Genomic DNA, 21,108 nt, shown 5'->3' on the forward strand with positions numbered 1-21,108 from the left:
CGATCAGTTCTTGAAGAACAGCGACTTGGCCAGTTGCTCACCGATACTGCGGCGGTGGATTTCTATGATGTCCCAGTCACTGGGCCCGGTACGTTGGTGGGCGCCGCCGAGCCGATGTTGTTCGCGGGTCTTGAGATGATCCTTGGTGAAATTCTCCAATGCAGCGTTCTTGGTTTCATAGTGAAAGTGCGCGTACCACAGCGCCGTGCCATTCTCGTTATCGCGAATCTCGTACTCGTCCAGAAAGTCCTTTCTGGGCCCCTTGAGGGCACGCCGAGTGATGACCTTGACGATGGTGATCAGCCCCTGGCTGTGCAGCCAGTTCACCCGTTCCGCGGTTGGGGGCTGGCGCTTGATCATGTCGATGTAGGTTTCTTTGCCCTGCCGATAGAAACGTTGTGCCGCGTCTTTGAGATGACGATTGGTCACAGCAGCGGAGGTATGTTCGCTTTCTGTGAGATTGCGCTGGGTCAGCGCTTCTTCGATGTTCTTCGACGCGTCTTCCAGCGTCTTTGCATAGTCATCGAACATATCTTGAATGTCTTGCGGAGCATGCCAGGGCTTTGTTGAGAAACCCTTGTATTTGCGAATTTCGGCGTGTTCGCCCTCCAATAGCGTTTGCCCAGCGTTGATGCTGGTGTCCAGGTCCACCGAAACAGGCACGGGTGGGTGCAGCGCAGTTTTGTGCCGTGTGACCCACACCCCTGGCGACTTTTCATGGAATGTGGCGATCACCTTGCCGGTCATGCCGGCCCTGACGTCTACCAGGGAACTGTCGGTTTCACGCGGTTCACCCATTACCAAGCCGTGATGGCGTGTTTTGATTACTTTGCGCCGCGGGCGGGGCTCGGTCTTCGAGCTGCCGGGCTTGGGCTCCAGGGCTTTCTTCGTTCGCAGCAATTGCGCCAGGTCGTGCACGGCCCTTTGGCTGAACTCGCCAATCTGTTGGCGGAAACTTTCCAGGCGGCTTTTGTGCAAGTGTTGTGGGTAATCGGCGTGAAGATCGAGCAGGCGCTGGTCGGCACTGGAAAATTGCTCTACCAGGCTGTTGAGTACATCGATGCGCTCATCCAGCGATGCGCCATTACCGCGTTCCACAATCTCATTGAAACTCTCGACGTTCAGTTCGGCGCTATCGACGATCTGGCCCATCCGCTCGCGCAGCGTGGCGGGGATCTGGCGTTGCTCTTCATCGATACACAAGTAGCGGCCCAGGATGATCTCCAGGGATTTGAGTTCAGTGAGGGTCAGCTGTGGCAACTCCCCGATGGTTTTACGAATGACGGCTGCACCCTCATCTCCCAATGCTCTGAGATCGTTGAAACGGTCGTTGATGAACTGCAGGCGCTTGATGATTGCCTGGTTCAGGGTGGACAGGTCTTGGGCGCTGCGAGCCTGGTTTTTATAGTCGATGTCCACCTCGGCGTCGAGGATTGGGGACGACGACTTCAGGGCCTCCCTATAACTCACCACTTGTTGCTCCAAAGCGATCTGAGTCAGTTGCAATTGCTGTTTCAGGTAACCGCTCATAGTGCTCTGGTAGGTGGGCACCGTGTCGATGATGCTCAAGGACTTCAGTTGGCTGATCGCTTCGTCATACGCCGCCAGCCGGCTGTCGACTTTACCGATGAACGTTGTACGTCGCAGGTCCGTGGACGGGCCTGGGGCAGCGTCCAGCGCAGGCTTTGCCTCAAGCACGTCCAGCTGTTGGCGGGCGGCGACCGCGTCGAAGGCGTTGAGTTGAGTCATAAGTGCCGCAATGCGCGCCGGCTGATCGATCTTGACCGCACGCCGCCGGTTTCGAAGACCGCCGCCGCGTAGCCGCAAACGGACATCGATAAACCATTGCCCCGCGAGGTTGCCGATCAGCGGTGGGCCGGTACGCGAAGGTTCCTTCGGGTCGATGATGACGACGCTGTCGTTGTCATCCACCGTGACCTCGAACCAACGCTCGCTGACCGGTGCGTACCACTTATCTGCAAGCGGATAGAGATTGAGATGGTGACCGGGGTTTTTATTTTGTTCACCGAGTTTTTCGGGCTTGGCGACCTTGAAGCTGTCGAGCGTCTTGGCCAGTCCGAGGCGGCTGTGACTGAGGGCTCCGCGAGTGTGCACGGGGCCTTGATGCTTGGCTGAAAGTTGGCTGTCGGAAATAGTGGCCTGTTGGACTGAAGTAAATGTCTTCTCGGTAACGGACGGCCTGCCTACCGTTTCAATCGTCGTTTTCGTGGGTTCAGTGCCGACCCTGGGGGAAGCGGATCGCTTGGACGCTCGAGGGTGGCGCAGGGCGATGTGCAGCGTTAGGGCCATGCCGAGGTTGAGGAAGACATCCACCAACGCTGTCCAGGAGGCGGGCTGGTCACTCTTGTTCACGGCCTCCTCAGCGGCCTGCAGGTCGTCCATGATTTGCCAGACCCAAGCGGCGATGCCAAGGGTGCGGCCCAGGAAGGGCAGGGCGGCGTTGAAAATTTGCCAGCCGGCCTGTCGAAAGGTCGCCCAGCGTTTCTGTACGTTGGACACCGACTGGCGTGTCGCCAACTCGACCATGGCATTGGCGTTGGCCTTGAACAGCGTGGCAAAAATGTCATTGCCCATTTCTTCATCGCTCAACGTCACCGGGCCACTCATGTACAGCACGGTGAGCGGTTCGACCAGTGCGCGCACCACGGTCCAGGGCGAAGGAAGGGTGTCGGGGAAAACGTATTGGGCGTAGTTGAATCTTTGCGGTTCAGGTAGCCAGGCCAACACCGACTCGCGCAAGGAGCGCTCATGTTTGATGGCATAGAGCAGGTTTTGCCGCGACGCAAATTGCATCAGGGCTGGCTCCAGCAATGGCCGATAGAGTACGCAGGGACCGTTGCCGGAATGCTTCGGACCAATCACGAACATATTGGTGACCACGTCTTGCTCAGGCCCGGGGCGCAGGCTGGGCACGAAGGCCAGGCGGCGGATGACAATGGGGTGCCCGTCGACACGGCGCGTATGTTCATCGGGATGCATGACGGCGGCGACGTAGCGATAACCCAGCTCATCGAAGCCGCCCTGGCTGCGGATTTTCATCTGCAGGGCCAGCAACGGCAGTTGAATCTGCAGGTGGCGGATGTAGAGCTGTTGGCGGTGACTCGATTGGGTGGGGTCATCGAGCAGTTGCTGTTTGACCAGCGCGGGGTAGCGCTGACCAATGTCGATGTCCTCGATCACGTCTTTCAGGTAGCTGTAGGTCAGCCATGCGGGGGCGTCACCGCCCCTGCCATTGTAGTGCACTGTCACGTTGCCGGTGGGCAGGCCGGTGAGGTTTTCCAAGGCCAGGTCGATCAGGCTGCGTCGTGTGGTGTCCACGGCTCCGGGGACGATAAACGTGCCCCACAGCACTGGGCTCTCGATAACGATTTCGATGTTATCCAGGTCCAGGCGCGCCCCCGCTTGGGGGGAGCGGATAAGGTTTTGCAGCTGTGTCCGGGCGTAGTCACGAATGGCTGGAATGCCGTCCTGAAACGTTTCGCCGTGATAATGGCTGTGCAGTTGGGCCAGGTTGATCATATAGCGGCCGTAGGCGGCGATATCGGAGTCCGTTGCCGAAGCCAGCCAGTCTGGAAGTTGTCGGTGAATATCGCGGATATTCGACAGCTGGTGATCGCTCATTTCTTCGATACTGGGCACGATGCGGGCAACCGTGGTCGCGGGCACCTTTGCTTCGGCCAGGTTACCCAGGCCGGATTCGCCATAACTGCCTATGGCGTAGATTTGCAACGAGATCAGATTGCAGGCCAGCGTATCGAAGAAGTTGCCGTCGGGTTCATACAAGCGCCATTGCAAGGTGGCGTCGCTGGCGGGCGCACTCATTCGCGCAGGCAGCGCGGCACCCAATTGTGCCAGTGACTCGAACGTTTCATACCCGCTCACCAACGAGTGCGTCAGGATCATCGGGCGATTGGCGTGCTCGCCCACCAATACGGTGATATCCAGGAAGCTGGCATGGGTGGACCGGCCGGCTTCAAGAATGTCCACGTCGACCAGGTACGCGTGGGTCTTGTAAGGGTCTTTCAGCGAGCGTCTGGCCAGGTCGGGTTCCTGGAAAAATGCACGTGCCATCGCGCTTTCGTGCTCACTCAGGCCTTGCTCTTCGGTGATGTTCCACACCTTCCTCAGTGTGCTGGATAAGGATTGCCAGCGTGGACCGGTGGTGCCATTGGACGCGTTCCAGAAGTCCAGTTGCTGTTCCTGGAACGCAGTGAACAGCAGGTCGGATAGCTCGTTGATCAGGCGTGCGATGGCATCGATTTTCACTGCCAGATGCACAGGAATCAGAGCGTACGGCTGCAAGGTGAGGAAATGTTGGCCGTCGATATAGGTCACTCTCTCGCTGGACAGTGCCTGGCGGGCCAGCACTGAGGTGAGCGATTCGACAGTGGCCGGCGCACGCACGACGTCGTTGCCGACCACCACCCATTGAGGGCTGACGACCATGGCCAGGTCGGGTTCGATATCCAGCGTGGGATATAGCGCCTTGATGGCTGAGCGCAATGCCGTTGCGGCCACTTCGCGGATAGTGGGGCCACTGGTTAACTGGGTCAGCAGTTCATAGGTAGTAGGTGGACGGTGATTGTTGACAGTGTCATTGGGCATGCGCAGCTCCTTTGCATTCAATGGCCCGTACGGGCTTTAAGGAACGCGCAAGGTAGCGAGCGACGTTACCGCAGGGGTGGTAGATACGTCGCGCTGCGGCTGGCTGCGGTCATGAGTCGAGGGCGCGAACGCCCCCGCCTCAGGGGGGAGTCATTTCACCGTGAAAAACAACCGCCGGGCCTGGTCTAGATTGATTTCACTGAGATACACCGCGGTTTTCTGCTTCTCGCCAAGGCCGTTGAGGGTGTCGGACTCCGCGCCACGGGCGTGCTCCTGCGGGGTTTTCAGGCGCGCGCGCAGGAATGCCTTGGCGGGCACCCAGTCGGTTGAGTAATGAAAGTGGGCATACCACAGCACGCTATGGTCTTCGCGGTTGTGGATGGTGTACTCGTCCAGATAGTCCTTCTCCGGGCCTTTGAGCCGACGCCGCGTGACGGTTTTCTTGATGACGACCTCTTGGTTTTTCAGCAGCCATTCCAGGGCATGCACGGTGGGTGGATGCTTTTTGAACAACAACGACTTGTAGCGTGAAGCCTCCTTGTAGAGGGCTTGGGCCGCCTCGTTGAGCTTTCTGTCCACAAGCGCAGCCGAGTCCTTGTGGCTCTCGGTTGCGTTGCCTTGGGTGAGGGCCTCTTTAATATTCGAAGACGCCTGTTCCAGCACCAATGCGTGCTGGTGAAACAACGTTTCTATGCCGATGGCCGTGCGCTCCGGCTTGGCCGCTTGTTCGGCGGTCCGCTGCTTGAAAGTCTCCAGTGCGTCCAACAGGTCCTGTGCCTGTTTGATGCGGGTGGCAACGTCCACGACAACACTGGGTTGTGTTTCGGCGGGCGTTACGCGCTGCACCCAGACGCCTGCGGGCTTTTCGTGGAAGGTCGCCATGATGTCCTGAGTCAGTGGAGATCTGATATCTACCAGACCGGTTTCCTCGCCTGTTGCTGACAGGCGTGGGTCACCGACCAGCACACCGTTGTAACGCGTATAAATGACTTTTTTCCTGGCTTTAGGCGGGGTCGGCGGCGGAGTTGGCCGGTTTCTGATGGCGTCCCGGTCACTGTGCAGCAGCTCCAGGTGGCCAACGGTTTCGTTGTAGAAGCTGCGGATTTTTTCACGCAGGCGCGTAAGGGGGGTGGTCAGTGCAACGTTGGTAAATTCCGCTGGAAAGTCCTGCAAGCGTTCATCGAGGACATTGAACTGTTCGACCAGGCTGCCCACGGTTTCGATGCGTTCGTCCAGACGCGACTCGCTGCGTTCGAACAGGGTTTCACGCAAGGTCTGAATCGACAGATTGGCGCTGTCGACAATACGGTCGATGGCGTTCCAGGCATCCGGAGCCGTGGTCATGCTGTTTTCGTCCACGCACAGATTGCGCGCCAGGGTCACTTGCAGGAACCTGAGGTCGCGGGCTGTGTAAATCGGCAAGCTTTTGCGGTGTTGGCAGATAGCCTTGAAGCCGGATCGCCCCATCGTTCTAAGCTGAGCGAACCGCGACTCTGTGTAGTTCAGGCGTTCGATCATGTCCTGGCTCATCTCGGTCAAGGTTTGGGCGTCCTCGATATGACGCTCGTCGGGATGGCTGGCCTGGCGCTCAATCTGGTCCAGCACGGTTTTAAGCTTCGGCGTGAACGCGACTTGAGCTTCGCGTATACCGGTTTGCGTCAGGTCCAACTGGGCGCCGACGTAGCGCACGACTTGCTCTTGATAATTGGCAGTCGGGGCAAACACATTCAAGACCTTGAGTTGTTGCAGCGCCGTTTCGTAGTTATTTCGCTGGGCCTCGAGCTTTTGCAGGTAGATCTCACGGCGGGCATCGGCCGAAGTGCTGGCCTCGGTATCCTCCATCTCAGCGCGGGCTGCCTGTATCTCCAATTGCGTGGCGCTCTTGTTTCGCTCAAATTCTGACAATCGCCGCTGGGCTTCCACTGCCTTGACGTCCGCTTCGGATTTGGACCTTTGCTGTTGTTTTTTCGGGCCGCCGCCGCGCAGACGCAAACGCGTGTCGATGAACCATTGGCCCTGGGCGTTGTGAATCAACGTCGGGCCCGTGCGCTCCGGTTGTTTGGGGTCGATGATGACCACTGTTTCATCGTCATCGGTGTTCACCTCAAACCAGCGCTCCCCCACGGGGGCGTAGTAGCGCTGTGCATGCCGGAATAGGTGCTGGTGCTGGCCTGCCGCGCTTTCAGCGGGGCCCAGGCCGTCGGGCTTATTGATTTTGAAGCTGTCGAGCAGGGTGGCAAGTTCGCCAGGGGCGCGCTTGACTGCGCCACTGATGTGCAAGTGAGGTGAGTGTTTGGACGCCAACGCCTGGGTCAGGGACGGCTGTTGTTTGACGGTGACGTCCGTGGCGCTTGTCGGCTGCGGCAGGGTTGGCTGGGCCTTGCGTGGGTAGCCTGGACGGTGGCTGCGGCTGGCGACATGCAGGGTGATGGCCATGCCAAGGTTGAGCAGGACATCGGTGAGCGCCGACCACTCGGCTTGCTGCTCACCGTGCTCCTGGGCCTCGATAAAGTTCTGCAGTTGATCGACCACCTGCCAGATCCACACCGCCGTGCCCACGGTACGACCGAGAAAAGGCAGCACGGCGTTGAATATCAGCCAGCCGGCTTGCTTGAACGTGGCCCAACGGTTTTCGGCATTGGAAACCGATTGCCGATCCGACAGTTCGATCAAGGCATTGGCGTTGGCTTTGAACAGAGTGGAAAATCGGTCGCCGTTAAGCACTTGTTCACCCAGCGCCATGGGGCCGCTCATGGTCCATAGTTTGTCAGGCTCGATCAGGTAATCGGCCACCTGCCAAGGCGTAGGCAGTGCGCCGGGGAATACGTAATTGGCGTAGTCGTTACGCACCGCATCCGGTAGCCAGGCAAGTACCGACTCGCGCAGGGTGCTCGATTGCGAAATCCCATAGATCAGATTGGCCGGGGTTGGGAACTGCATCAGGGGTGGTGTGAACATCGGTCGATACAACAGGCATGGGCCGGCCGTCAGGTCCTCGGGGCCGATCACGTACATGTTGGCAACGGTGTCCAATGTCGCTTCCGCGCGCCGCAGGGGCCGAAACGCCAATGGCCTGAGCACAATGGTTTGCCCGTCAACCTGGCGGTCAGTGGCCTCGTCTTGTAACACCGCCGCCACATAGCGGTAGCCTCGCTCGTCAATGCCTTCTTGCTGGCGAATCTTGGCTTGCAAGGCCTGCATAGGCAGTTGGATACGCAGGTGCTGGCTATAGAGGGTTTTACGGCGTAATGACTCCTGCGGGTCGTCCAGCAGTTTTTGTTTGATCAACGCGGGATAGGCACTGCCGATATCGGCATCGGTGACCAAGTCTACAAAATAGCCTGAGGTCATCCATCCAGGCAGGCTGAACCCCTTATCGATCTCGACAGATCGATTGCCGGTCGGCAGCGCAATCAGGTTTTGCAAGGCCAGTTCTACCACGCTCAAAGAGGTGGTTTCGAACTGACCCGGCACCACGAAGGTGCCCCAGATGACCGGGCTTTTCACCGTCAGGCGGATTTTATCCAAGGGAACGTTGGCGCTGGCAGGATGATCCTTGATCATTTGCGCCTTGATCACCTTCAACGCGTAAGCCTCGATGGAGGGAACGTCGTCGAGGTAAGAGCGGCCGGCGTTCTGGTTGTGCAGGGCGGCGAGGTCCTTCAAGTGCCGGGCAAAGAAGTTCTGGTCGGCGACGGACGCCTTCGTCAGCCAGTCGGGCAACTGGTTCTGATACCAGGCAAGCCCTGGGCCCTTTTCAGGGGCAAGCGGGGCGATGGCTGGCGGCGTGCCGAGGACGACATCGGCGTTATGGGTCTGGCGCAGGTCCGAGAAGTCGATTGCACCCACGGCCTCGACCAGCACGGACACCATTGCGCAGGCCTGATGATCAAAAAAGTCGCCATCAGGCTCGAACAGCCGCCAATGAATTTCCTGGTTCGAAGCAGAGGCTGGCAGGTGCAACGACAATGAATTGCCCAGGTGCTCCAGCGAAGGAAATTTTTCATAGCCCTTGAGCAGTGAATACATGAGGATCGAACGCTGCCCTTCATGTTCGCCGAGCAGTACCGCGATCACCACTTCATTCTGGTGCGTCACGTGGTCAGCGTCGACGCGGTCGATATCGATCAGGCAGGCCTTGAGGTTGTAAGGGTCTTTGCCCTTCCTGTCGGCTTTATCGGGGTGGGTGAACAGGGTGCGCGCCATGGCGCACTCGGTGGCGCTCCAGTCGTCTGCGGTCTCGACATTCCAGACTGCCCGCAACATGCTCGACAACTCGTGCCAATGCGGGCCGCTGCCGTTGGTTTGATTCCAGTAGGCGACCAACTGTTGCTGGAAGGCCCGCAGCATGACAGGAGCCAGCAGGTTGAGGGTTTTGGCGATTTCACAGATACGCACGGGCAAGTGAACCGTCGGCTCGACGATCGGTTGCTGGGTGAGAAAGTGTTCGCCCTCGATGTACAGGGTCGGCACTGACAGAACTGCCTGTTGAGCGAGGATGTCGCTGAGTGCCTGATATTCCGTGGGCCCCGCGACAATCTCGTCGTCAATCAGTCGCCAGGTCGGCGTGCCGACCATGGCGATGTCCGGGTTGATATCCAGCGTCGGGTACTGTTCCCGAAGTGACTGGCGCAACAGAGCCGATGCGGTCTCCCTGAATGAAGGGCCGACATAGAGTTGGGTGAACAGCGCTGAGCGCTCATCCAGCCGTTTGGCGTTCGTGTGGTTATTTGCAGCGGGTGAGGTCATAGAGTGGCTTCCCTGTCTGACCGGTTGATGGAGATAGCCCGAGGTATAGGTTCGGAATTTCCATGCTAGGGCTCGGCCAGACAGGTAGGCGGTGCTTACATAGGCCTGCTGTTAAATGCACGTACGCCAGTACAGCGCTTCACCTCCCGGACTTAATCTTGGTCCAGGCCCTTGTCCTGGCGCGTTCGGCTTTGCTGTCCAGGGGTTTGAGGGTGTAGAGCGTGGTCATGGCCGTGTCGGTCGGGTACAGGTTGGGGTTGTTGCGTATGGCCGGGTCGACCCGCTCGGTAGCGTCCTTGTTCGGGTTGGGATAACCGACAAAATCGCTGACCGGTGCGATGACGTCGGGTTGCAACAAATAGTTGATGAAGGTGTAGGCGTCGCCCGGATTTTTAGCGCCCTTGGGAATGGCGAGCATGTCGAACCAGATCGGCGCGCCTTCCTTGGGCAAGCGCATGTCCACGGTCACGCCATTCTTGGCTTCCTTGGCGCGGTTGGCGGCTTGGGAAAAACTGCCGGAGTAGCCCACCGCCACGCAGATATCGCCATTGGCGATGTCCGCCATGTATTTGGAAGAGTGAAAGTAGGTGATGTACGGGCGGATCTTCATCAACAGCGCTTCGGCCTTGTCGTAGTCCTTGGGGTTGCTGCTGTTGGGGTCCAGGCCCAGGTGCTGCAACGCCAGGGGCAGGATCTCCGAGGGCGAGTCCAGCAGCGCGACGCCGCATTGCTTGAGCTTGCTGATGTTCTCTTCTTTGAAGATCAGGTCCCAGCTGTCCACGGGGGCGTTGTCGCCCAGGGCCGCCTTGACCTTGGCTGGGTTGAAGCCGATCAGGATGGTGCCGTACATGTAGGGCACGGCGTATTGATTGCCGGGGTCGTTGGCCTCGATCAGCTTCATCAGTTTGGGGTCAAGATGGTTCCAGTTCGGCAACTGGCTGCGGTCCAGGGGCTGGAACACACCGGCTTCGATCTGCTTGGCCAGAAACACGTTGGAGGGTACCACCACGTCATAGCCGGAGTTGCCGGTGAGCAGTTTGGCTTCCAGGGCTTCGTTGGTGTCGAAGATGTCGTACACCAGCTTGATCGACGGGTGCTGGGCCTTGAAGTCTTCCAGCGCCTTGGGCGTGATGTAGTCGAACCAGTTGTAGACCTTCAGGGTTTTTTCTTCGGCCTGGGCTGCGCCGCTGACAACCACGGCGCACAGGGCGAGCGACTTGAGTATGTTCATTGGGCTGCTTCCTCGAAACCTTCCAGCACGTTGACGGCGTTGATGCCGATTTCCTCCACCGCGTAGCCGCCTTCCATCACGAACAGCGTGGGCTTGCCCAGGCGGGCAATGCGCGCGCCCATGGCCAGGTAGTCCGGGCTGTCGAGCTTGAACTGCGAGATAGGGTCGTCCTTGAACGTGTCCACGCCCAGGGACACCACGATGATATCGGCGGCGTAGCGCTCGATCTCGGCGCAGGCCTGTTCCAGCGCCGCGCTCCAGGCCTGCCAGCCGGACCCGGCCGGCAACGGATAGTTGAAGTTGAAACCAACGCCGGCGCCCTCGCCATGCTCATCGGCGTAGCCAAGGAAGAACGGAAATTCTGCCTCCGGATGGCCGTGGATCGAAGTGAACAGCACGTCGCTGCGCGCGTAAAAAATCGACTGCGTGCCGTTACCGTGGTGGTAGTCCACGTCGAGGATCGCGACCTTTTTGCAGCCTTGATCAAGGAATGCCTGGGCCGCGATGGCCGCGTTGTTGAGGTAGCAATAACCGCCCATCACATCGCTGGCGGCGTGATGCCCCGGCGGGCGGCAAAGGGCGAAGGCACTGTGGGCGCCTTGCGCGATGGCGGCCTGCGCGGTAAGGGCCACTTGCGCCGCGCTGTAGGCCGCTTGCCAGGTGCCGGCGGTGATCGGCGCGCCACCATCGAAACTGTAATAGCCCAATTGGCCGTGCAGGCTGGTGGGAAGCACACGGCGCAACGTACGAGCGGGCCAGGTGTAGGGCAACAGGTCGCCGTCCTGGCCGTACTCGGTCCAGCGTTGCCAGGCGCCTTTGAAGAAGTCGAGATAGTCGCGGCTGTGAATACGTTGCAGCGGCGCCAGGCCGAAGTCCTGAGGGGCCTGCACGGGGCCCAGTTCACGGTCCTTGACCCGTTGCAGCACGTGATCGGCACGCGAGGGCATTTCGAAGCAGGGCATCAGTTGCCCGTCCATCAGTTCACAGCGGCCATGGTGCAGGTGGTGATCGTCCGAGTAGATCGTCAGCATTTGTTGTTCTCCGCAGGCTGTATTCGTGAGTGCAGTCTTGCGGCGCACGCGCTTTATGAGAACGACAGGAGCGGCCAAAAGGAGATAAATATGGCCAAAGTGTGTGTCCGCAATTCGCCCCTTATTGGCGCGTCATGCTCGAAATTGGCTCGGCGTGACGCCGCTCCAGCGCACGAACGCATGCCTGAAGCTCGCCGTTTCGCTGAACCCCAGCGTCTCGGCAATCCGGTGGATCGGCCACAGGTCGTTGGCCAACAACTGTTTGGCGCGTTCGAAGCGCAGCTCATCGAGCAGTTCCTGATAGCTGCAACCCAGGTTGTGCAGGTGCCGGCGCAGGGTGCGCGCCGAACAGTTAATCTGCTGGGCCAGGCCATCGAGCCCAGGTGCGGCGTGCAATTGTGCAGCCAGCAACTGGCGGATTCGCCCCAGCCAGGCCTCGCGCCCGGTGAATTCGGTGTTCTGTTTGCGACAACGTTCGACCATGGCCTGGTGGGTGACCGCGTCGGCCAGGGGCAAAGGTTGGGCGAGCCAGCGTTTATCAAAGGCGAACGCGTTGGCGATCGCCTGAAACTGGAGCGGGCAGTCGAAGCTCTCGGCGTAGCGGGCCTGATAATCCGGCGCCTCGTGCTCGAACCGAGCGCCCAACAACGGCAGGGGATGGCCGAGCAGGTCGTCGCAAATGACCTTCAGTGATCCCAGGCACAGCTCGACATTGAAGGCAGTCAGTGCCGGGTTTTCGCGGTAGTCGCCGGCCGTGAACCAGATGCGTTCGCCGTCTTCGTCCAGGCTCAGTTCAAAGAGTGTTCCCAACAGCGCCGGATACCGCAGGGCCAGGCGCAAAGCGTCACCGAAAGTGGCACTGGTGAGCAGGGCATAGCCCAGTAGGCCGTACGAGGAAACATGCATACGCCGCCCAACGATCAAGCCGATATCACGCTGATGGGCCACGGCATTGGCGCACACTTGCATCTCCTGATGTGTGGCGATACGCGTGTCGGCGCGGCTCAAATCCGCCGCACAGATGCCGCTGCCGGCCAGCAATGCTTCATGGGGCAAGCCTTCGGCCTCGAAGGTACGCAGCACCAGGGACACGGCATTGAGGGTGGTGAGGTGGGAATGCAGCATGGGAACTTCCAGCCAGGGGATGGCTGGAAGTGGAGCAAGTTACATGCCGGTCAGCTCAGCTCGCCGCACAGGTCCAATTCCACCAGGCGGCGGATTTCTTCGCTGTCCAGCCCCGCGCCGATCAAGGCGTTGAGCTTGCCGAAGGCTGCTTCTCGGGTCATGCCGCCGCCGGACAGTACACCCACGCTGCGCAGGCGGCTGCCGGCTTCGTAGACATCCAGTTCCACGCCGCCTTCATGGCATTGGGTGATTGCAACCACTACCACCTCTTGATCCTGCGCACGTTGCAGGCTGGCGAGGAAGGCCGGATTTTCACTTGGCCCGGTGCCGCTGCCGAAGCATTCGAGTACCAATGCCTGGATGCCGCTGTCGATCAATGCATCCAGTTGCGCGGCAGCAATGCCCGGAACGAGCGGCAGGACGCCAACGTTGGCCGGGGCCTTGTCGTTGCGGTAGGCCAGCGCGGCGGGAAGCCTGTCTGCCAGGGCGACACCGCCGTTGCGCTGCAGTGCGGCAAACGGGTTGCGCCCAAAACTGCGAATCTTCGCGCAGCGAGTCGGCGCCATCAGCGCGCCGTGGAAGTACAGGTGCACACCCGGCTTCAGGCCTTCGCCCAAGGCCGTCAACGCACCGCTGACGTTTTCCCAGGCATCGCTGTCGGGCACACCGGCCGGCAGCATCGAACCGGTGAACACCACCGGCGCCGGGAGGCCCAGCAGCTGGAAGCTCATGGCCGCTGCGCTGTAGGCCAGGGTGTCGGTGCCGTGCAGGATCAGTACGGCATCGCAGCCGGCGTCTACCGCCTCGACCACGGCGCTGCGCAGGCGTTGCCAGTAGGCGGGGTTCATGTTGGCGCTGTCGATCAGTGGTGACATTTCCCGGAAGCGCCACGCGGGCAGGTCTGCGTCGGCAAACTGTTCTCGCATACGCACTTCAAAACCAGACGCGGGCGCCAGGCCATTGGCGCTGGCCTGCATGCCGATGGTGCCGCCGGTGTAGAGCACCATGACGTTGTTAGCTGATTGCATCGAAAATCTCCTGAACGAAAAACGCCGCCGGGCCCAGAGCATGCCCAAGGCCGGGCGGCGTGTCATCTAGCCGTGATTAACGTTGCGCTTGAGCGCTCAGTTCAGCTGCCGGAGCCGCCTCGGTTTTCACCGGGTTGGCTGGCCATGCCTTGCGGTCCAGGTCCAGGTCGGGGAACTGGCTGGAGTCGAACACCGGGGTCTTGATGCCCGCTGCGCGCTGGTTGTCGTAGTCATTGAGGATGCGCATGGCAATCTTGAACAGGAACGCCAGGGCAAACAGGTTGACGAACGCGAGCATGGTCATGGTGATGTCGGCGAAGGCGAACACGGTGCTCAGGTTCTCGATCGAGCCCCAGAAAATCAGCACCAGCACCAAGGCGCGATAGCCCATCAGCACCTTGCGGTTATTGCCGACCAGAAAGCGCAGGTTGCTCTCGCCCAGGTAGTAGTTGTACATGATCGAGGTGAACACGAACAACGCCAGGGCCACCGAGATGAACATGCGGCCCCAGTCACCCACCACCGCCGCCAGGGAGTTCTGGGTCAGGGCAATGCCGTCGCCTTCAAAGCCTGGGGTGTAGAAACCCGACAGCAGGATCAGCAACGCAGTACAGGTGCAGATCACGAAGGTGTCGAGGAACACGCTGAACGCTTGCACCACGCCTTGGGCGATAGGGTGTTCTACCGACGCCACTGCCGCCACGTTAGGCGCACTGCCCAAGCCTGCTTCGTTGGCGAACACGCCGCGTTTTACACCCATGATGATCGCGCTGCCCACCAGGCCACCGAAGGCTTGGTCGAGGCCGAACGCGCTCTTGACGATGGTCGCGAGCATGGCCGGTACGTGGTCGAATTGCAGCACGATCACGTACAGGGTCACGGCGATGTACACCAGAGTCTTGACCGGTACCAGCAGGTCGGCAATCGAGGCAATACGCTTGATCCCGCCAATGAACACCAGGCCCAGCAACACCGCCAGCGCCAGGCCGGTGTAGGTGGTGTCGAGGCCAAACGCGTTATTCAACGAGTGTGTTACAGCGTGGGCTTGCAGGCCATTGAAGGCAAAGCCGAAGGTCACCAGCAGCAGGAACGCCATGGCCATCCCCAGCCAGCGTTTCTGCAGGCCGTGCTGGATGTAATACGCCGGGCCGCCACGGTAGGTGCCTTCAGCGTCGGTGCGCTTGTACAACTGGCCGAGGGAGCACTCGATAAAGCTCGAAGACATGCCCACCAGCGCGGTGACCCACATCCAGAACACGGCACCCGGGCCACCCAACGTCACGGCAATGCCGACTCCGGCGATGTTACCGGCACCCACTCGGCCGGCCAGGCTGAGCATCAGCGCCTGGAACGAGCTGAGTTGGCCGGCGCTGCTCTTGAGGCTGTCTTTAAACACCGAGAACATGTGGAAAAAGTGACGCAACTGCACGAAACGCGAGCGGATCGTGAAATAACCGCCGAGCCCGACTATGAGCACGATCAGTACTTTCCCTGAGAGGAAGTCGTTGATGACTTCGAGCATGGAGTGTTCCTCGCTGATTTTTCTAATGGCAAACGCAGGACGGTCCGACGCATCGCTCGGCACCAGGCAGTGCACGACGCTCGATCCCCATCCTTTTGCGGGTGTTGTTATTCATGCGCTTTCGCGTGGTTCCCGGGCCTCGTTACCGACAGCCGCAGACGCGAAGAGGGGCGGCACTATACCTAGGCGAGCGTGATCCGTCTGCACGGGGCGATTAAAGGTTTCAGCGCGGTCGCGCAAGGCGAGGAAGGTTTGCGGTGCGATATTAGATTTTTTATGGGCGTCATGGAGCAACCTCAAGGCAAAAAAAAGGGCCTGAAGAACGAGCCTTCAGGCCCTCAAAAGGTGAGAGGTGTCTAGTCCCTCAACCTGGTGAGCGGTGCAACAAACGCTTAGGCCTTCAGCGGGACCAAACGTGGGGCAATCATGTTTTCCGGGCGCAGGATGTCGTCGAGCATGGCGTCGTCGAGCAAGCCTTCTTCACGCACCAGTTCCAGCACGCCGCGCCCGCTTTCCAGAGCGATACGCGCAATGCGGGTGGCGTTTTCATAGCCGATGTACGGGTTCAGCGCGGTAACCAGGCCGATGGAATGCTCCACCAGTTCGCGGCAGCGCGCTTCGTTGGCGGTGATGCCGACGATGCAGTGCTCGCGCAGCATGTCCATGGCGCGTTGCAGCAGGCGGATCGAGTCGAAGATCTTGAAGGCGATCAGCGGCTCCATCACGTTCAACTGCAGTTGGCCGCCTTCGGCTGCCATGGTCAGGGCCAGGTCGTTACCGATGACCTGGAACGCTACCTGGTTGACCGCTTCCGGGATTACCGGGTTGACCTTGCCGGGCATGATCGAGCTGCCTGGCTGGCGAGCCGGCAGGTTGATCTCGTTGATGCCGGTGCGTGGGCCGCTGGACAGCAGGCGCAGGTCGTTGCAGATCTTCGACAGCTTCACGGCAGTACGCTTGAGCATGCCGGAGAACAGTACAAAGGCGCCCATGTCGGAGGTGGCTTCGATCAAGTCGGCCGCCGGTACCAGCGGCTGGCCGCTGATGGTGGCCAGGCGTTGTACGGCCAGGGCCTGGTAGCGTGGGTCGGCGTTTATGCCGGTACCGATGGCGGTGCCGCCCAGGTTCACTTCGGTCAGCAGCTCCGGTGCCAGGGTTTTCAGGCGGGCCAGGTCTTCACCCAAAGTAGTGGCGAAGGCGCGGAATTCCTGGCCGAGGGTCATCGGCACGGCGTCTTGCAACTGGGTGCGGCCCATTTTCAGCACATGGCTGAACTCGGCGCCTTTGGCGGCGAACGCCTGGATCAGGCTGTCGAGGCTGGCCAGCAGCGCGTCATGGCCCAACAGCAGACCCAGGCGGATCGCGGTCGGGTAGGCGTCGTTGGTCGACTGCGCCATGTTCACGTCGTTGTTGGGGTGCAGGTACTGGTATTCGCCTTTCTGGTGACCCATGGCCTCCAGCGCGATGTTGGCGATGACTTCGTTGGCATTCATGTTGGTTGAAGTGCCGGCGCCGCCTTGAATCATGTCCACCACGAACTCTTCGTGGAAATCGCCGCGGATCAGACGCGCACAGGCTTCGCTGATGGCAGCGTGCTTGGCTTCGCTGAGCTGGCCCAACTCGCGGTTGGCGTCAGCGGCCGCTTGCTTGACCATTGCCAGACCGACCACCAATTTCGGGTAATGCGAAATCGGAACGCCCGAGAGGCGGAAGTTATTCACCGCTCGCAGGGTCTGGATGCCGTAATACGCTTGAGCCGGTACTTCGAGTACGCCAAGCAGGTCTTTTTCGGTACGGAATGATGCAGCAGAGGACATGACGGAAATCATCTCAATATGGACCCGGAGCTGGCCGGAACGCTGCGAATGCTAGGCTTGTAGAACTTTTTGGGCCAATGCTGTTAAACACTGGCCTATGCACAAACGGCATAATGTGGATGTGACCCGGTTATCTTGGCGGGCGTGTGTGCCAAAATGGTGCATTCCGTGGGAGGCAGTGATGAACCTTGAGAGCAAGTGGTTGGAAGACTTCAGCGCCCTGGCGGCGACGCGTAGTTTTTCCCAGGCGGCTGAGCGGCGCTTTGTCACCCAGCCGGCGTTCAGTCGGCGTATCCGCAGCCTGGAAGCCGCGTTGGGGCTGACGTTGGTCAACCGTTCACGCACGCCGGTGGAACTGACAGCGGCCGGGCAGTTGTTCCTGGTGACGGCGCGCACCGTGGTCGAACAGCTCGGTGAAGTACTGCGCCATTTGCATCACCTGGAAGGCGGGCAGGGCGAAGTGATGCAAGTGGCGGCCGCCCACTCCCTGGCCTTGGGGTTCTTCCCGCGCTGGATCGCGCAGTTGCGCAACGAGGGCTTGAATATCGCCACGCGGCTGGTGGCCACCAACGTCGGCGACGCCGTGCACGCCCTGCGCGAAGGCGGTTGCGACTTGATGCTGGCGTTCTACGACCCGGACGCGGCGATGCAAATGGACGCCGAAATTTTCCCGTCGCTGCACCTGGGCAACACCGAAATGCTCCCGGTGTGCGCCGCCGATGCCGAGGGCAAGCCGCTGTTCGACCTGGAGGGCGAGGGCAGCGTGCCGCTGCTGGCCTACAGCGCCGGCGCGTTCCTTGGCCGCTCGGTGAATTTGCTGCTGCGCCAGAGGGCTCTGCGCTTTACCACCATCTATGAAACCGCCATGGCCGACAGCCTCAAGAGCATGGCGCTCGAAGGCTTGGGAATCGCCTGGGTACCGCAGTTGAGCGTACGTGCAGAGTTGGCGCGCGGCGAACTGGTGGTGTGCGGCGGGCCGCAATGGCATGTGCCACTGGAGATTCGCTTGTATCGCTGCGCGTTGGTGCGCAAGGCGAATGTGCGGTTGTTGTGGAGGAAGCTTGAAGGTGGGGCGGCGCAAAGCGCTTGAGCCCAGCGCAGAACACATGTGGGAGCTGGCTTGCCTGCGATAGCGGTGTGTCAGCCAACCTATTTTGCGCTGATCCACTGCTATCGCAGGCAAGCCAGCTCCCACAGGATTTCGTGGTGTTTTCGCTGACTCTTAAGTCAATAAAACCGCCACTTTGCGCCGCTAGACAGATGGTCATCCCAGGGGCTGTTTATCTGGATTATTACGGTATACTGCGCGGCCTTCGGCCGGTCCAACCGGCCTTAATTCGTACACCAAGCCACGCCGGTCTCCCGCGTGGCTTGTTGTTTTTTGACGCGCCTGCGGGCGCCCAGAGAGAAGAGGCACGACGATGAGTGCATTGGTTGGCGTGATCATGGGCTCCAAGTCCGATTGGTCCACCCTTAGCCACACCGCCGATATGCTGGAAAAACTCGGCATTCCGTACGAAGTGAAGGTGGTCTCCGCCCACCGCACCCCGGATTTGTTGTTCCAGTATGCCGATGAAGCAGAATCCCGTGGCATCGAGGTGATCATCGCCGGTGCCGGCGGCGCCGCGCACTTGCCTGGCATGTGCGCGGCCAAGACTCACCTGCCCGTGCTTGGCGTGCCGGTGCAGTCGTCGATGCTCTCGGGCGTGGATTCGCTGTTGTCCATCGTGCAGATGCCGGCTGGCATTCCGGTGGCAACCCTGGCAATCGGCAAGGCCGGCGCGATCAACGCAGCCTTGCTGTCCGCCAGCATCCTGGGCGCCAAGCACCCGCAGTTTCATGCGGTGCTGAAAAAATTCCGTGCTGAGCAGACAGACAGCGTGCTGGACAATCCAGACCCACGCATCGCCTGAGGTTGTTATTGATGAAAATCGGTGTAATCGGTGGGGGCCAACTGGGCCGCATGCTGGCTTTGGCGGGTACGCCGCTGGGGATGAACTTCGCTTTCCTGGACCCGGCGCCGGACGCCTGCGCTGCGGCCCTGGGTGAACACCTGCGCGCTGACTACAGCGACCCGGACCACCTGCGCCAACTGGCCGATGAAGTCGACCTGGTGACCTTCGAATTCGAAAGCGTCCCGGCCGAAACCGTGGCCTTCCTGTCGCAGTTCGTGCCGGTGTACCCGAGCGCCGAAGCCTTGCGTATCGCTCGCGACCGCTGGTTCGAAAAGAGCATGTTCAAGGACCTGGGCATTCCGACGCCGGCCTTCGCCGACATCCAGTCCCAGGCGGACCTGGACGCCGCGGTCGCCAGCATCGGCCTGCCGGCGGTGTTGAAAACCCGCACCCTGGGTTACGACGGCAAGGGTCAGAAAGTCCTGCGTACCGCGGCCGATGTGGTCGGCACTTTTGCCGAGCTGGGCAGCGTTGCCTGCCTGCTGGAAGGCTTCGTGCCGTTCACTGGCGAAGTCTCGCTGATTGCCGTACGCGCCCGTGATGGCGAAACCCGCTTTTACCCGTTGGTGCACAACACTCACGTCAACGGCATCCTGAAAGTGTCGGTAGCCAGCACTGACCACCCGCTGCAGGCCCTGGCCGAAGACTATTCCAGCCGTGTGCTCAAGCAGCTGGATTATGTCGGCGTGATGGCGTTCGAGTTCTTTGAAGTCGACGGTGGCCTCAAGGCCAATGAAATCGCCCCGCGCGTTCACAACTCCGGACACTGGACCACTGAAGGCGCCGAGTGCAGCCAGTTCGAAAACCACCTGCGGGCGGTGGCGGGCTTGCCGTTGGGCTCCACGGCCAAGGTCGGCGAGAGCGCCATGCTCAACTTCATCGGCTCTGTACCGCCGGTGGAGCGTGTGATGGCGATCGACGATTGCCACGTGCACCACTACGGCAAGGCCTTCAAGGCCGGGCGCAAGGTCGGCCACGCCAACCTGCGCTGCAAGGATCGTGCGACGTTGCAAGCGCAGATTCTCAAGGTTGAAGCGCTGATCGCCGAACAATAAGCCTGGCCACGGCGGGAACCATTGGGGTTCTGCGTCTCTCTGATTGCAGGATGCCAAAGCCTGACTAGGCTTTGGCATGACTCATACCAATCAGAGGGAAATGCCATGGGTATCATCGGAACCATCTTTATCGGCTTGATCGTCGGCCTCCTGGCGCGCTTCCTCAAGCCTGGCGACGACAGCATGGGCTGGATCATGACCATCCTGCTGGGTATCGCCGGTTCCCTGGCCGCGACCTACGGCGGTCAGGCCCTGGGGATCTACCAGGCAGGCCAGGGCGCAGGTTTCATCGGCGCGCTGGTGGGTGCCATCGTGTTGCTGGTGATCTACGGCCTGATCAAAAAGAAGTAATCAGCCGACAAAGTCCTCTGCGCTGCGCAGGCGCAGAGGGCTAGAATGCTCGGCACTTGTATTTGCCGAGCCTCTCCATGCGCCGTCTTCTGTTAACGCTTCTTCTGCTGGGCTCTGGCCTGGCGCACGCTGGCGAACTGCCGGAAACCGACTGGCTGGACCTGATGCCGCTGTCGGATCAGAAAGCTCTCGAAGCCATGCCCGAGATCGACCATAACTCTCCCGAAGCTCAAGGCACGTTCACCGAAAAGGGTGGCTTGAAGCAGAGCAAGGGCCTGCCTGCGGTGATGTATTCCACCAAGACCGTCGCAGCCATGAACGGCAAGAATATCCGCATTGGCGGCTATCCGGTGCCGCTTGAAACGGACGCCAAGGGCCGCAGCACATTGTTCTTCCTGGTGCCTTACCCGGGCGCCTGCATACACGTGCCGCCACCGCCGCCTAATCAACTGGTGCTGGTGCGCTATCCCAAGGGGCTGAAGCTGGATGATATCTACACGCCGCTGTGGGTCACGGGCACGTTGAAGGTGGAGAAGGTCAATAACGACTTGGCGGATGCCGCGTATGCGCTGGAGGCCGGGAAGGTTCGGGTGGTGCAGGAGTCTGATCTCTAAAGCC

The 21,108-nt window shown here is 60.3% G+C and carries 13 protein-coding genes; 5 read left to right on the forward strand and 8 right to left on the reverse strand.

The annotated features are described in order from the left end of the window. Positions 1–3: 3 nt before the first annotated feature. The 8 genes from BMH52_RS08585 to aspA form a co-directional block, all read right to left on the reverse strand. Positions 4–4,626, reverse strand: coding sequence for a dermonecrotic toxin domain-containing protein (locus BMH52_RS08585; RefSeq protein ID WP_073843396.1), 4,623 nt, complete (start codon positions 4,624–4,626; stop codon positions 4–6). A 150-nt stretch (positions 4,627–4,776) separates the two neighbouring features. Then, positions 4,777–9,375 carry a dermonecrotic toxin domain-containing protein gene (locus tag BMH52_RS08590; protein ID WP_072435266.1) on the reverse strand — a complete coding sequence of 1,533 codons (4,599 nt, stop codon included), beginning with the start codon at positions 9,373–9,375 and terminating at the stop codon, positions 4,777–4,779. 139 nt (positions 9,376–9,514) lie between these two features. After that, complete coding sequence (locus tag BMH52_RS08595; protein ID WP_019818144.1) at positions 9,515–10,606, reverse strand: polyamine ABC transporter substrate-binding protein; 1,092 nt, start codon at positions 10,604–10,606, stop codon at positions 9,515–9,517. Further along, a complete protein-coding gene (locus tag BMH52_RS08600) occupies positions 10,603–11,637 on the reverse strand; it encodes a histone deacetylase family protein (protein ID WP_019818143.1) in 1,035 nt (344 codons plus the stop codon). Before BMH52_RS08600 ends, BMH52_RS08595 begins: the two co-directional genes overlap by 4 nt. Positions 11,638–11,769: 132 nt before the next feature. After that, entirely contained in the window at positions 11,770–12,762 is a 993-nt protein-coding gene (locus tag BMH52_RS08605; protein WP_073843399.1) for an AraC family transcriptional regulator, read from the reverse strand. 50 nt (positions 12,763–12,812) lie between these two features. After that, positions 12,813–13,790, reverse strand: coding sequence for an asparaginase (locus BMH52_RS08610; protein ID WP_019818141.1), 978 nt, complete (start codon positions 13,788–13,790; stop codon positions 12,813–12,815). Between the two features lie 76 nt (positions 13,791–13,866). Further along, positions 13,867–15,312: a sodium:alanine symporter family protein gene (locus BMH52_RS08615; RefSeq protein WP_073843401.1), complete on the reverse strand. Its 1,446-nt coding sequence runs from the start codon at positions 15,310–15,312 to the stop codon at positions 13,867–13,869. A 392-nt stretch (positions 15,313–15,704) separates the two neighbouring features. Further along, a complete protein-coding gene (aspA, locus tag BMH52_RS08620) occupies positions 15,705–17,129 on the reverse strand; it encodes an aspartate ammonia-lyase (protein WP_003195657.1) in 1,425 nt (474 codons plus the stop codon). A gap of 181 nt (positions 17,130–17,310) precedes the next feature. Here aspA and BMH52_RS08625 point away from each other — a divergent pair, with 181 nt between their 5' ends. From BMH52_RS08625 to BMH52_RS08645, 5 genes are all read left to right on the forward strand, one after another. Then, positions 17,311–18,219 carry a LysR substrate-binding domain-containing protein gene (locus BMH52_RS08625; protein ID WP_019818139.1) on the forward strand — a complete coding sequence of 303 codons (909 nt, stop codon included), beginning with the start codon at positions 17,311–17,313 and terminating at the stop codon, positions 18,217–18,219. A gap of 331 nt (positions 18,220–18,550) precedes the next feature. Continuing rightward, entirely contained in the window at positions 18,551–19,042 is a 492-nt protein-coding gene (gene purE / locus BMH52_RS08630) for a 5-(carboxyamino)imidazole ribonucleotide mutase (protein ID WP_003195648.1), read from the forward strand. A gap of 11 nt (positions 19,043–19,053) precedes the next feature. Then, positions 19,054–20,139: a 5-(carboxyamino)imidazole ribonucleotide synthase gene (locus BMH52_RS08635; RefSeq protein WP_020302828.1), complete on the forward strand. Its 1,086-nt coding sequence runs from the start codon at positions 19,054–19,056 to the stop codon at positions 20,137–20,139. A 105-nt stretch (positions 20,140–20,244) separates the two neighbouring features. Next, positions 20,245–20,490, forward strand: a complete 246-nt coding sequence (locus tag BMH52_RS08640; protein WP_005792540.1) for a GlsB/YeaQ/YmgE family stress response membrane protein — start codon at positions 20,245–20,247, stop codon at positions 20,488–20,490. A gap of 77 nt (positions 20,491–20,567) precedes the next feature. Next, positions 20,568–21,104 carry a DUF3299 domain-containing protein gene (locus BMH52_RS08645; RefSeq protein WP_014720519.1) on the forward strand — a complete coding sequence of 179 codons (537 nt, stop codon included), beginning with the start codon at positions 20,568–20,570 and terminating at the stop codon, positions 21,102–21,104. Positions 21,105–21,108: the final 4 nt, after the last annotated feature.

Origin of the sequence: Pseudomonas sp. BTN1, assembly GCF_001907715.1 — a bacterium.
GTDB classification, from domain to species: Bacteria; Pseudomonadota; Gammaproteobacteria; order Pseudomonadales; family Pseudomonadaceae; genus Aquipseudomonas; species Aquipseudomonas paracarnis.